General features: G+C 68.6%; 9 protein-coding genes and 2 tRNA genes. 8 read left to right on the forward strand and 3 right to left on the reverse strand.

Going from position 1 to position 12,829, the window contains the following annotated elements; all coding sequences use genetic code 11:
- Window positions 1-966: MinD/ParA family protein (locus ACIDOF_RS15530; protein WP_409006445.1), on the forward strand; the 966-nt coding region annotated here is incomplete at its 5' end.
- A 76-nt stretch (window positions 967-1,042) separates the two neighbouring features.
- Here the strand turns inward: ACIDOF_RS15530 and ACIDOF_RS15535 are convergent.
- The gene (locus tag ACIDOF_RS15535) at window positions 1,043-2,257 is read right to left on the reverse strand and encodes an acyltransferase family protein (RefSeq protein WP_409006446.1); all 1,215 of its coding nucleotides are present in this window, start codon (window positions 2,255-2,257) and stop codon (window positions 1,043-1,045) included.
- Between the two features lie 790 nt (window positions 2,258-3,047).
- Between ACIDOF_RS15535 and ACIDOF_RS15540 the strand changes: the two genes are divergently transcribed.
- Window positions 3,048-3,242 (forward strand): hypothetical protein, encoded by a 195-nt coding sequence (locus tag ACIDOF_RS15540; RefSeq protein ID WP_409006447.1) that lies wholly within the window; start codon window positions 3,048-3,050, stop codon window positions 3,240-3,242.
- Window positions 3,243-3,319: 77 nt separating this feature from the next.
- Here ACIDOF_RS15540 and ACIDOF_RS15545 read toward each other — a convergent pair.
- A tRNA-Gly gene (locus ACIDOF_RS15545) sits at window positions 3,320-3,390 on the reverse strand.
- Between the two features lie 204 nt (window positions 3,391-3,594).
- Between ACIDOF_RS15545 and ACIDOF_RS15550 the strand changes: the two genes are divergently transcribed.
- The 5 genes from ACIDOF_RS15550 (at window position 3,595) to clpX (ending at window position 8,530) form a co-directional block, all read left to right on the forward strand.
- Window positions 3,595-3,671: transfer RNA gene (locus ACIDOF_RS15550), tRNA-Pro, on the forward strand.
- 278 nt (window positions 3,672-3,949) lie between these two features.
- The gene (gene tig, locus ACIDOF_RS15555; RefSeq protein ID WP_409006448.1) at window positions 3,950-5,329 is read left to right on the forward strand and encodes a trigger factor; all 1,380 of its coding nucleotides are present in this window, start codon (window positions 3,950-3,952) and stop codon (window positions 5,327-5,329) included.
- 404 nt (window positions 5,330-5,733) lie between these two features.
- A complete protein-coding gene (locus tag ACIDOF_RS15560; RefSeq protein WP_409006743.1) occupies window positions 5,734-6,339 on the forward strand; it encodes an ATP-dependent Clp protease proteolytic subunit in 606 nt (201 codons plus the stop codon).
- Window positions 6,340-6,388: 49 nt separating this feature from the next.
- On the forward strand, window positions 6,389-7,084 hold the full coding sequence (locus tag ACIDOF_RS15565) for an ATP-dependent Clp protease proteolytic subunit (RefSeq protein ID WP_409006449.1): 696 nt from the start codon (window positions 6,389-6,391) through the stop codon (window positions 7,082-7,084).
- A gap of 159 nt (window positions 7,085-7,243) precedes the next feature.
- Window positions 7,244-8,530, forward strand: a complete 1,287-nt coding sequence (clpX, locus tag ACIDOF_RS15570) for an ATP-dependent Clp protease ATP-binding subunit ClpX (protein ID WP_282546480.1) — start codon at window positions 7,244-7,246, stop codon at window positions 8,528-8,530.
- A gap of 420 nt (window positions 8,531-8,950) precedes the next feature.
- Here clpX and ACIDOF_RS15575 read toward each other — a convergent pair whose 3' ends face one another.
- Entirely contained in the window at window positions 8,951-9,910 is a 960-nt protein-coding gene (locus tag ACIDOF_RS15575) for a hypothetical protein (RefSeq protein WP_409006450.1), read from the reverse strand.
- A gap of 135 nt (window positions 9,911-10,045) precedes the next feature.
- Here ACIDOF_RS15575 and ACIDOF_RS15580 point away from each other — a divergent pair, with 135 nt between their 5' ends.
- Window positions 10,046-12,673 carry a valine--tRNA ligase gene (locus tag ACIDOF_RS15580; RefSeq protein ID WP_409006451.1) on the forward strand — a complete coding sequence of 876 codons (2,628 nt, stop codon included), beginning with the start codon at window positions 10,046-10,048 and terminating at the stop codon, window positions 12,671-12,673.
- Window positions 12,674-12,829: the final 156 nt, after the last annotated feature.

The raw sequence follows: 12,829 nt of genomic DNA on the forward strand, positions 1-12,829 counted from the left end.
GCCCCCTCCCCGTACGCCCCGCAGGGCACCGTTCCCGGTGGTGGGAGTTTCAGTTCGCTGCCCGTCGTGGACGACTCGCTCGCCGGGACCCGGCGCAAGCCGCGGCACGGTGAACCGCTGGTCGGCCGCGCCCTGCGGGCCGTCCGCCGTACCGTCTCCTCCTCCGCCGCGCGCGAGGTCGCCGAGGCGTCCCGTACCGCCGAGACGCTGCAGCAGCCCGTGGCGACCGGGCGGCAGATCGCCGTCACGTCGATCCGCGGCGGCGCCGGCAAGTCGACGGTCGCAGCGCTCCTCGGCCGTACGTACGCGCACTACCGGCACGACCCCGTGCTCCTCGTCGAGGCCGACCCGGCGCTCGGCACGCTGCCGTTCCGGCTCGGCGCGGAATCGCTGCGCTGGACCGTGCGCGACCTCGCCGGAATGCTCGAACCGTCCATGTCCCTGCTCGACGTGACCGGCTACCTCGTCCAACTCCCCGACAACGCCTGGCTGTTGCCCGGCAGCAAGGGCGAGGTCGGCGCGATGATCGACACGAAGGCGTACGAGAAGGCCATGGTGGCGCTGCGCCGCTACTTCGGCGTGACCGTCGTCGACTGCGAGACCCTGCCCGCCGAAGTGGCCCGCACCGCGCTGACCGCCTCGCATTCCCGGGTCCTGGTCGCCCCGGCCACGTTCGAGGGCGTGGCCAGCACGCACTCCGTGCTGAAGTGGATGTCGGGCCTGCCGCGCCAGGTCGTCGCGGGCACCGTCGTCGTCCTCACGGAGGCGGTCCCGCACGGCGGCCTCGACATCGACAAGGCCGTCGGCAAACTCCGCGCGACCGGCGCCGCCGTACACCTGCTCCCGTACGACCGGCACCTCGCGGCCGGCGGCGAGATCAACCCGGAACTCCTCGCCCACTCCACCCGCGAGGCGGCCACGCACATAGCGGCCGAGGCCCTGGCCCTCGCGCAGCGCAGACCCTGAACAGCCGCCGACGGCACAGGAAAGCGCCCGCCCCACCGCACAGGTGGGACGGGCGCTTCCGTCGGCGGAGCCGGGGTCAGCGGCGTTCGCGCGCCAGCGCCGCCGCGTCCCGCTTGAACGCCCACTCCATCTTCGGCTCCATCGCGAAGCGGAAGACCCGCTGCACCGGCGGCGTGCACAGGGCGGTGACGACCGCCGCCGCGACCACCGTCACGAAGATCTCGCCGAGCGGCTTGTGCAGCCACGCGTAGTCGTCGAACCAGCCCCAGAAACGGGAGCCCTTGGCGAGGAAGCCGTGCAGCAGATAGCCGTACAGCGTGCCCGCGCCCAGCACCGTGAACCACATCTTCCGCTTGGGCACCCAGGCGAAGAAGCAGGCCACCAGGACCAGCGAACAACCAAGGAGCGCCAGCGTCATCACGACACCGCTCCACCACGGAGCGCCCAACTCCTGCGCACTGTCCCGGTGGTAGAACCACGCCGACGTCATCCGCGGCCCCGCCCAGTACGCGAGCAGCAGCGCACACGCGAACGCCGGGATCGAAAGGAGCTTCACCTCACGCCGCCGGCACAGCTGGAAGTGCTCCGGCTTCATGAACAGGCCGATCACAAAGAACGGCAGGAACTGCAGTACGCGCTGCAGATCCAGGTCGTCGCCGATGTCGGGCGAGATCGAGGCGAGCACCGCGATGGCGATCGACAGCGGAATGGGCCAGCGCACCAGCTTCCACAGCGGGGTGGTCATCCGCCAGACGAACAGCGCGGCCAGGAACCAGGTGAGATACCAGGGGTCGAGCAGGCTGATCGGCTGCGTCGGATCGTCGTCGGCCCACCGCTTGAAGAAGGTGTACGCGACCTCGAAGATCACGAACGGCACGAGCACGCCCGTGACCAGGCGCTTCAGCCGGTCCGCGCGCATGTCGAAACTGCGCGAGAAATAGCCGGAGATCAGGATGAAGGCCGGCATGTGGAACGTGTAGACGGTCATGTACAGCGCCTCGGCGGCGCGGCTTCCGTCCGTCAGCGGTTCCCACGAGTGCCCCATCGCGACCAGCACGATGGCCAGGTACTTCGCGTTGTCGAAGAAGGCGTCCCGCTGTTTCGCGGGCTTCGCGCCGGGTGCGTTCCCGGTTCCGTGGGAGTTCGTGTTCCCGTGCGCGCTCTGGTCGTGCGCGGCGGGAGCGTCCGTGCCGCCCTGCGTCGGCCGCGGTCCGGGCACACCGGGTGCCGGTTCCTGGGCCGGGGGCAGCGGGTTTCTCTGGTGGCCACTCGGGCGCAGCGAGTTCGTCACAGGCCCTCCCACCACGTACTCGGGGAGACGATCCGTGACCGCACTGCGCCTTCGGAAGTGGAGGAGGCAGCGTGGAACATCTGAGGCACCCTAGCGGCGGATGAGTGTTTTCGTAAAACCCTCTCGGGACTCCCGGCGCGATATCCCCTTATGCCTGTCCGAGTACCCGCACATGCGTCATCGCACGCCCCCGATACGCTCGGAGTGACGAAGTCGACTGCGCGATCCATGTCACCAATGCGGCCTGAATAAGCGCCCGTTGTGCCCCCACTCATCCGGATTCTTCGGGGCATATCGTCCGCAGGCGACTCCGGTGAAATGTCCTGCTTCTTTTACGCGATTCCTCAACCCGCGTACGACGCCGAGAAGTTGCGCACACCACCGGTGCACCGGAGATCATTCCGGCCGATGTGGCCGCGCCGACAATTCGAATTCCCTGCGAACGCCGCACCGGGGAGCCGGGAGCGCGCTATGTGCGTACCGTCACAGCATGCGCGCGAACGCCTCGCGCAGGGAAACGATCAAGCCGAAATCCAGAGCCCGTACGCGGGTTGAATTCCGGCCACGCCGCAGGCCCGCGGGCGTCGCAGCCCCAGGTGTCACGGCTGCGCGCGCACGCCCCGGTGGTGCGCCGGTGCCGCGCGCGGCACCGCCGACGTGCGTGTCATTGGCCAACGATGTGTCACCCGCCGCATAGCCAGGGCCCGTTGGTGGCACGATGGTTCTGGCGGGGGCGTGCGGGGTGCGTGCCTCCGAGCGGGAGTGCGGACCGACCTAGGGTGTGATCAGTGTGGCGATTTCGCTGTCTGTGGTGCTGCTGTTGGCGATCATTCTTGTCGTGATGATCCGTGGGGGCTCACTCAAGGCGGGTCCGGCGGCCGTCGCCGCACTCTTCGGCTTCTTCCTGGCCTCGACAGGCATGGCCGACGACATACAGCGCTTCCTGAACTCGATAGCGGAGACCATCAACTCCATCCAGTTCTGACGACAGGGCTCCGCCGCCCGCCCACGCAAAAAAGCCTCCGGCCCGGTTCCGCGACAGAACCGGGCCGGAGGCCACAGAGCGGGCGACGGGAATCGAACCCGCGTAGCTAGTTTGGAAGACTAGGGCTCTACCATTGAGCTACGCCCGCAAACACCGCACCGCAGGTCACGCCGACCGCGGCACGAAGAGCATCGTAGCGGGTCGGCCCCCCGCGGCGCACACCCCGTCCGCACGAGGCCCCCGCGAGACCCGCCCCGGCGCCCGCGATTCCCCTGCGAAACCCTCGCCGTACCCCCATGAACAATGCGGGAGCCGCATGGTCGGCGGGCATGTACCCTACGTGTCGCACCGACGGGGTGTGGCGCAGCTTGGTAGCGCGTCCGCTTTGGGAGCGGAAGGCCGTGGGTTCAAATCCCGCCACCCCGACCAGCACTGATTCCCCTCGCGACCTCCCCGGCCCCGCCGCGCGTCCCCGCCGGTCCGCCGCCGGTACAGGGGTACGGGGGCCGCTCCGGGCGGTCCGCCAAGATCGCCTTTTGGGGCGCGTACCTGCTGCGGTTACTATGCAAGCTGCGCGCCCGTGTGTCTCACGTCTGATGAAGTTCTCCCGGGCGACCCAATCCGCTGAAGCCCTCCCCATCGCCCCTGTGTGGCGGGGATCCGGCCCAAGCAGAACCCAAGAAGTCAGCCACCAAGGAGACCGAACCGTGAAGAGCGCCGTGGAGACCCTGAACCCGACCCGGGTTCGGCTCACTGTCGAGGTGCCCTTCGAGGAGCTCAAGGACAGCCTCGACGCGGCGTACAAGAAGATCAACCAGCAGGTCACGGTCAAGGGCTTCCGCAAGGGCAAGATCCCCGCGCGCGTCATCGACCAGCGCTTCGGCCGCGGTGCGGTCCTCGAAGAGGCGGTCAACGACGCGCTGCCGAAGTTCTACACCGAGGCGGTCAACGAGGCCGAGCTCAACGTCCTCGGCCAGCCCGAGGTCGACATCACGGAGCTGAAGGACGGCGAGACGCTGAACTTCACCGCCGAGGTCGACGTCCGCCCCGCGATCGAGATCCCGGACTACTCCGGCATCGAGGTCGAGGTCGACGCGGTCGAGGTCACCGACGAGGACGTCGAGAAGTCCGTGGAGCAGCTCCGCGAGCGCTTCGCCTCCACCACCCCGGTCGAGCGCGCCGCCGCCGAGGGCGACGTCCTGACGATCGACCTGGAGGCCAAGGTCGACGGCGAGGTCCTCGAGGACGGCGTCGCCAGCGGCGTCTCGTACACCATCGGCTCGGGCGAGCTGCTCGACGGCATCGACGAGGCCGTGACCGGTCTCGAGGCGGGCGGCGAGGCCACCTTCACCTCGCAGCTCAAGGGCGGCTCCGCCGAGGGCAAGGACGCCGAGGTCACCGTCAAGGTCACGCAGGTCGCCGCGCGCGAACTGCCCGAGCTGGACGACGAGTTCGCGCAGCTGGCCTCCGAGTTCGACACCCTCGACGAGCTCAAGGCCGACAGCCGCAAGCGCCTCGAGAACATGAAGCAGTACGACCAGGCCACGCAGGCCCAGGAGCGCGTCCTGGAGAAGCTGCTCGAGCTGGTCGAGGTCCCCGTCCCCGAGAAGCTGCTCGAGGACGAGGTCAACACCCGTAAGCACAACCTCGAGCACCACCAGCTCGGCCAGATGGGCCTCGACCTCGCCAAGTACCTGGAGATCCAGGGCAAGTCGGCCGAGGAGTTCGACGCCGAGACCCGCGAGCAGGCCGTCAAGGGCATCAAGACGCAGTTCGTCCTCGACGAGCTCGTCAACAAGGAGAAGCTGAACGTCAACCAGGAGGAGCTCACCGAGCACCTCATGCGGCGCGCTGCCTCCTCCGGCATGTCCCCCGACCAGTTCGCCCAGGCCGTCGTCGAGGGCGGCCAGGTCCCGATGCTGGTCGGCGAGGTCGCCCGCGGCAAGGCCCTCGCGGTCGTCGTCGAGGCCGCCACGGTCAAGGACACCAACGGCGAGGTCGTCGACCTCTCCGACGAGGACGAGACCGAGACGGCCACGGAGGTCGTCGAGGCCGCCGAGGGCACGGACGAGAAGTCCGAGGCGTGACGCTGCGCTCGGCTTAGAGCGGTACTGAGCCCCCGGAACCTGTCGGGTTCCGGGGGCTCAGGCGTCCCCGTCAGGGGCGCGGGGAACTGCGCGAGCAACTACGACGAGGCCGCAGCCGCCGTAGGACCGACCGTGGCAGACGCGCCTGCGGGCTTCGCGGTGGCCGATCGCGCAGTTCCCCGCGCCCCTGACGGGGCGCCCGGCGCATACCCCCTGGCCGCCCCTGCGGGGCACCTGCGCTGACAGCGAACAGTTCCCTTACCGGGATTCCCCGGAGGGACCCGCGCGTTAGGGTCCATAACTACGAGGGCAGGGGAGTCCCCGAAAGAGGCTCCTGGCCCACAGAAGACGTGAGACGGCCCGGCGCCGTCGCAAGACGAGCAGGTGGATACGTGACGAATCTGATGCCCTCCGCCGCCGGCGAGCCTTCCATCGGTGGTGGCCTCGGCGACCAGGTCTACAACCGGCTGCTCAACGAGCGGATCATCTTCCTCGGTCAGCCGGTCGACGACGACATTGCCAACAAGATCACCGCGCAGCTGCTGCTCCTTGCCGCCGACCCGGACAAGGACATCTTCCTTTACATCAACAGCCCCGGCGGATCGATCACGGCCGGCATGGCCATCTACGACACCATGCAGTACATCAAGAACGACGTGGTGACGATCGCCATGGGCATGGCCGCTTCCATGGGTCAGTTCCTGCTCAGCGCGGGCACCCCCGGCAAGCGCTTCGCCCTGCCGAACGCCGAGATCCTGATCCACCAGCCCTCCGCGGGCCTGGCGGGCTCCGCGTCGGACATCAAGATCCACGCCGAGCGGCTGCTGCTCACCAAGAAGAAGATGGCCGAGCTGACGGCCTTCCACACCGGCCAGACCGTCGAGCAGGTCACCCGCGACTCGGACCGCGACCGCTGGTTCGACCCGCAGGAGGCCAAGGAGTACGGCCTCATCGACGACATCATGCCCACGGCCGCCGGAATGCCGGGCGGCGGCGGCACCGGGGCCTGAGCGCCCCGACCAGCCCCCAGCCGACCCAGCTCACTTCAGGAGAATCCCAGTGAACGACTTCCCCGGCAGCGGCCTCTACGACCGCATGCGCGCCGAGCAGCCCGCCGGTCAGTACACCGGCCCCAGCGCCGAGTCCCGCTACGTCATCCCGCGCTTCGTCGAGCGCACCTCGCAGGGCGTCCGTGAGTACGACCCGTACGCGAAGCTCTTCGAGGAGCGCGTGATCTTCCTCGGCGTGCAGATCGACGACGCCTCGGCCAACGACGTCATGGCGCAGCTCCTCTGCCTGGAGTCGATGGACCCGGACCGGGACATCTCGGTCTACATCAACAGCCCCGGCGGCTCCTTCACCGCGCTCACGGCGATCTACGACACGATGCAGTTCGTGAAGCCGGACATCCAGACCGTCTGCATGGGCCAGGCCGCCTCGGCCGCCGCGGTCCTGCTCGCGGCCGGTACGCCGGGCAAGCGCATGGCCCTGCCGAACGCGCGCGTGCTGATCCACCAGCCGTACAGCGAGACCGGCCGCGGTCAGGTCTCCGACCTGGAGATCGCCGCCAACGAAATCCTCCGGATGCGTTCGCAGCTGGAGGAGATGCTGGCCAAGCACTCGACGACGCCGATCGACAAGATCCGCGACGACATCGAGCGCGACAAGATCCTCACGGCCGAGGACGCGCTCGCGTACGGCCTGATCGACCAGATCATCTCGACGCGCAAGATGAACAACTCGTCGGTCGCCTGACCCGAGCGCAGCAGTATCTTCAGCCCCTTGGCGCGGTCCGCGTAAGAAGCGAACCGCGCCAAGGGGGGCCCGAACGGGGGGCCCGGCAAGGTACCGTCGGATATGAGGCACCAGGAGCCGTCCGTCACGGGCGTCTCCCAGGCGAAGGGGAAGCACCTCGTGGCACGCATCGGTGACGGCGGCGATCTGCTCAAGTGCTCGTTCTGCGGAAAGAGTCAGAAGCAGGTCAAGAAGCTCATCGCAGGCCCCGGTGTGTACATCTGCGACGAGTGCATCGACCTCTGCAACGAGATCATCGAGGAAGAGCTCGCGGAGACCAGTGAGGTCCGGTGGGAGGAACTCCCCAAGCCGCGCGAGATCTACGAGTTCCTCGAGGGTTACGTCGTAGGTCAGGAAGCGGCCAAGAAGGCCCTCTCAGTCGCGGTGTACAACCACTACAAGCGAGTCCAGGCCGGTGAGAACGGCGGGGCTCAAGGGCGCGACGACGCCATCGAGTTGGCGAAGTCCAACATCCTGCTGCTCGGCCCCACGGGCTCGGGCAAGACCCTGCTCGCCCAGACGCTGGCGCGGATGCTGAACGTCCCGTTCGCCATCGCGGACGCCACGGCGCTGACGGAGGCGGGCTATGTCGGCGAGGACGTCGAGAACATCCTCCTGAAGCTGATCCAGGCCGCGGACTACGACGTCAAGAAGGCCGAGACCGGGATCATCTACATCGACGAGATCGACAAGGTCGCCCGTAAGAGCGAGAACCCGTCGATCACGCGTGACGTCTCCGGTGAGGGCGTGCAGCAGGCGCTGCTGAAGATCCTGGAGGGCACGACGGCCTCCGTCCCGCCGCAGGGCGGACGCAAGCACCCGCACCAGGAGTTCATCCAGATCGACACGACGAACGTGCTGTTCATCGTGGGCGGCGCCTTCGCCGGTCTGGAGAAGATCATCGAGGGCCGGGCCGGCGCCAAGGGCATCGGCTTCGGGGCGACGATCCACTCCAAGCGGGAGCTGGAGGAGAAGGACCAGTTCGAGGACGTCATGCCCGAGGACCTGGTGAAGTTCGGGATGATCCCCGAGTTCATCGGCCGCCTCCCGGTCATCACGTCCGTGCACAACCTGGACCGCGAGGCCCTGCTGCAGATCCTGGTCGAGCCGCGGAACGCCCTGGTGAAGCAGTACCAGCGGCTGTTCGAACTCGACGGCGTGGAGCTGGACTTCGAGCGCGAGGCCCTGGAGGCCATCGCCGACCAGGCGATCCTCCGCCAGACCGGCGCCCGCGGCCTGCGCGCGATCATGGAGGAGGTCCTCCAGTCGGTGATGTACGAAGTCCCGTCCCGCAAGGACGTGGCCCGCGTCGTCATCACCCCGGACGTCGTCCACTCCAACGTCAACCCGACGCTGGTCCCCCGCATCGTCGGCAAGAACGACGGCCGCCACGAGAAGAGCGCGTAGCGCCTGCCGCTCGTACGAGAAGGGGCCCGACCGGATCACTCCGGCCGGGCCCCTTTCGTTCGGGCACACTTCGATCAGATCGAGCCGATTGTCCGACCCTGCATCTTGACCGCGCTGTCCGTGGCAGCTGCGGCGAGTGTGATCCCGCCGGCGACGGCGGCACCGGCGGAGGCGACTCCCGCGCAGTGCGTGAGCTATCTGAAGGTCCGGAACTACACGATCGGCCCCAAGGCCAGGGCGGCATGCCAGAACGGCGCTTCGAAGGACTGAACCCTGCAGAAGCTCTGTCCCACGATTCTCGGAGCCCTGGGCGTCTCCGGAAAGCACCTGTCCGACGCGTGCGAGTGGGCCAGGAGGTAGACCTGACGCGGAAGGCCCCCCAGCCGAGCTGGGGGGCCTTCCGCATCGCGCGGGAATCGCTTACTTGGCCTCGACCCGCACCTCGCCGCGCAGCTTCGCCGCCTGCTCGGCGGCCTTGTCCAGCGGCGTCTCCTCGCCCTTGAGGATCGCGCCCGCGTCCGAGGTGATCACGAAGGCCACCGTGCTGTGGTCGCCCCAGGCGCACACCGGCATCTTGAAGCTGCTGGGCGCTCCGCTGCCGGCCCCGGCTCCGGCGCCGGCCCCCATCGAGTACTCGGCCTGCTGGCACTTCATGACACCGTCGTCGAGGCCGGCCGGCTCAACCGCCTCGGGCTCGCCGACGAACTTGACGCTCTCGTCGTTGCTGCTGCTTTCCTGCTTCGTCTTCATCTCGGTGAACATGGCGTCGACGACCTTCTCCGGGTCCTCGATCTCGCCGTAGACGCCGCCGAAGAACAGGCCCTTCGCGGTCATGCCGGTGCCGGCCTTGTAGTTGGCGCTGAGGCTCTTGGGGTTGGTGACGCCCCAGCTCTCGGCTTCACGGAGGTCGCTCTCGCTCATGGGGCCGCCGGCCTGGGAGTTGTCCTTCTTGTACTCGGTGAGCACCGTCTGGGGGGCCGTCAGCTCGTACGTCTTGCCGTCGTCCGCCACGTCGCTGCCGCCTCCGCCGCTGCTGTCCGACGTGAAGAACCAGACGCCGCCCGCGATCAGCGCGACCGCGACGACCGCGGCGATGATGATGCCCGCCTTCTTGCCGCCGCCTCCGCCCGGCGGCGGGGGCGGGACCTGGCCGTAGGGCGCCTGCGGCTGCTGGCCGTACGGGCCCGGGGCCTGCTGCTGCGGGTAGCCGTAGCCCTGCTGGGGCGGGACGCCCTGGGGGGCCTGCTGCGGGTAGCCGTAGCCGGGCTGGGGCGCCTGCGGCTGCTGGCCGTAGGGGCCCGGCTGCTGCGGCTGGCCCTGACCGTACGGTCCGGGCTGCTGGGGCTGGCCGCCGTACGGGCCCGGCTGGTTGTAGCTCATTCCTCTGTCCCCTCCAGAACTTATGCGTTCCGAACATCCTGACCGAAGGGGCCGCGGAGCGGGGCGCCGGGGGTCACACCGTTACCAACGAATCTGGTTTCGGTACGGGACCGTGACGGCTCTAAACTGTGCGTCGTGACCGAGAACACTCAGCATCAGAACAGCAGCGTCCCCGAGCCCGAACTGCCGAAGACCTACGCTCCGGCCGAGGTAGAGGGGCCGTTGTACGAGCGCTGGGTAGACCGCGGTTACTTCACCGCCGACGCCAAGAGCGAGAAGTCCCCGTACACCGTCGTCATCCCGCCGCCGAACGTCACGGGCAGCCTGCACCTGGGCCACGCCTTCGAGCACACGCTGATCGACGCGTTGACGCGCCGCAAGCGCATGCAGGGCTTCGAGACGCTGTGGCAGCCCGGCATGGACCACGCCGGCATCGCCACGCAGAACGTCGTGGAGCGCGAGCTCGCCAAGGAGGGCAAGTCCCGCCACGACCTGGGCCGGGAGGCCTTCGTCGAGCGTGTCTGGCAGTGGAAGGGCGAGTCCGGCGGCCAGATCTCCGGCCAGATGCGGCGCCTCGGCGACGGCGTCGACTGGGACCGTGAGCGCTTCACCATGGACGAGGGCCTGTCGCAGGCGGTCAAGACCCTCTTCAAGAAGCTGTTCGACGAGGAGCTGATCTACCGCGCCGAGCGCATCATCAACTGGTGCCCGCGCTGTCTGACGGCCATCTCGGACATCGAGGTGGAGTACCAGGACGACGACGGCGAGCTCGTCTCCCTGAAGTACGGCGAGGGCGAGGACACCGTCGTCGTCGCCACGACCCGCGCCGAGACGATGCTCGGCGACACCGCCATCGCCGTCCACCCGGAGGACGAGCGGTACAAGCACCTCGTCGGCAAGCTCATCAAGCTGCCGCTGACCGACCGCTCCATCCCGGTCGTGGCGGACGAGCACGTCGACCCCGAGTTCGGCACCGGCTGCGTCAAGGTCACGCCGGCCCACGACCCGAACGACTTCGAGATCGGCCAGCGCCACGACCTGCCGAGCATCGCGGTCATGGACGAGCACGCCGTCATCACGGTGCACGGCCCGTTCCAGGGGCTCGACCGCCTGGAGGCCCGCTCCGCCATCGTCGCCGCGCTGCGCGCCGAGGGTCGGATCGTCGCCGAGAAGCGGCCGTACACCCACTCCGTGGGCCACTGCTCGCGCTGCAAGACGACGATCGAGCCGCGCCTGTCCATGCAGTGGTGGGTCAAGGTCGGCCCGCTCGCGAAGGCCGCCGGTGACGCGGTCCGCGACGGCAAGGTCAAGATCCACCCGCAGGAGATGGAGAAGCGGTACTTCGACTGGGTCGACAACCTGCACGACTGGTGCATCTCGCGCCAGCTGTGGTGGGGCCACCGCATCCCCGTCTGGTACGGGCCGAACGGCGAGGTCGTCTGCGTCGGACCGGACGACGAAGAGCCGACGGGCGAGGGCTGGACGCAGGACTCCGACGTCCTGGACACCTGGTTTTCCTCCGGCCTGTGGCCGTTCTCCACCCTGGGCTGGCCCGAGCAGACCGAGAGCCTCGAGAAGTTCTATCCGAACTCCGTCCTGGTCACCGGGTACGACATCCTGTTCTTCTGGGTCGCCCGGATGATGATGTTCGGCCTGTACGCGATGGACGGCACCCCGCCGTTCCACACGATCGTGCTGCACGGCATGGTCCGCGACCAGTTCGGCAAGAAGATGTCGAAGTCCTTCGGCAACGCGGTCAACCCGCTGGACTGGATGGACAAGTACGGCTCGGACGCCCTCCGCTTCACGCTCGCCCGCGGCGCCAACCCGGGCACGGACGTGCCGATCGGCGAGGACTGGGTCCAGGGCTCGCGGAACTTCGCCAACAAGATCTGGAACGCCACGCGCTTCGCGCTGATGAACGGCGCGACGGTCGAGGGTGAACTCCCGCCCGCCGAGCGGCTGTCGTCGACCGACCGCTGGATCCTGTCGCGGCTCAACTCGATCGTCGCCGAGGTCGACGCGTACTACGAGGACTACCAGTTCGCGAAACTCTCGGACGCGCTGTTCCACTTCGCCTGGGACGAAGTCTTCGACTGGTACGTCGAGTTGACGAAGACCACGTTCCAGGAGGGCGGTCAGGCCGCCGAGGACACCAAGCGCGTCCTCGGTGAGGTCCTCGACGTCACGCTGAAGCTGCTCCACCCGGTCGTCCCGTTCGTCACGGAGACCCTGTGGACCACGCTCACCGGCAAGGAGTCCCTCGTCATCGCCGACTGGCCGCTCGACTCGGGCTTCCGGGACGAGGCCGCCGAGCGGGAGATCGAGACCCTCCAGCAGGTGATCACCGAGGTCCGCCGGTTCCGTTCCGACCAGGGCCTGCAGCCCGGCCAGAAGGTCCCGGCCCGGCTGACCCTCGACGGCACGGCGCTTGCGCCGCACGAGGCGGCCATCCGCCAGATGCTGCGCCTGCAGCCCGAGGGGGAGGGCTTCGCCGCCACGGCGACGCTTCCGGTCTCCGGCGCCACGGTCGCCCTGGACCTGTCCGGCACGATCGACGTGGCCGCCGAGCGCAAGCGCCTCGCGAAGGACCTGGCCGCGGCCGAGAAGGAGATCACGGCTGCCAACGCCAAGCTCACCAACGAGGCGTTCCTGGCCAAGGCACCCGACCACGTCGTGGACAAGATCCGCGGCCGGCTCAGCAAGGCCGAGGCCGACATCGAGCGCATCCAGGGCCAGCTGAACGCCCTGCCCGCAGCGTGACGCCGTAGCGCCCGGCTGTACGAAGGCCCCGGAACCGTGCGAACGGTTCCGGGGCCTTTCCCGCAGGGCGGCGGGGGAGCCGACGGCGGGGCGAGGGGCGTAGCCCCTGATAAGGGGCGCGGGGAACTGCGCGACCAGCCACGACGGTGGGAAAGC

It is taken from the genome of Streptomyces sp. Da 82-17 (assembly GCF_046098215.1).
GTDB lineage: Bacteria > Actinomycetota > Actinomycetes > Streptomycetales > Streptomycetaceae > Streptomyces.

Bases quoted from the DNA above. Each gene is read 5' to 3' on its own strand.
- ACIDOF_RS15560 (WP_409006743.1), top strand. From the start codon at position 5,734: ATGCCCTCCGCCGCCGGCGAGCCTTCCATCGGTGGTGGCCTCGGCGAC.
- ACIDOF_RS15575 (WP_409006450.1), bottom strand. From the start codon at position 9,910: ATGAGCTACAACCAGCCGGGCCCGTACGGCGGCCAGCCCCAGCAGCCC.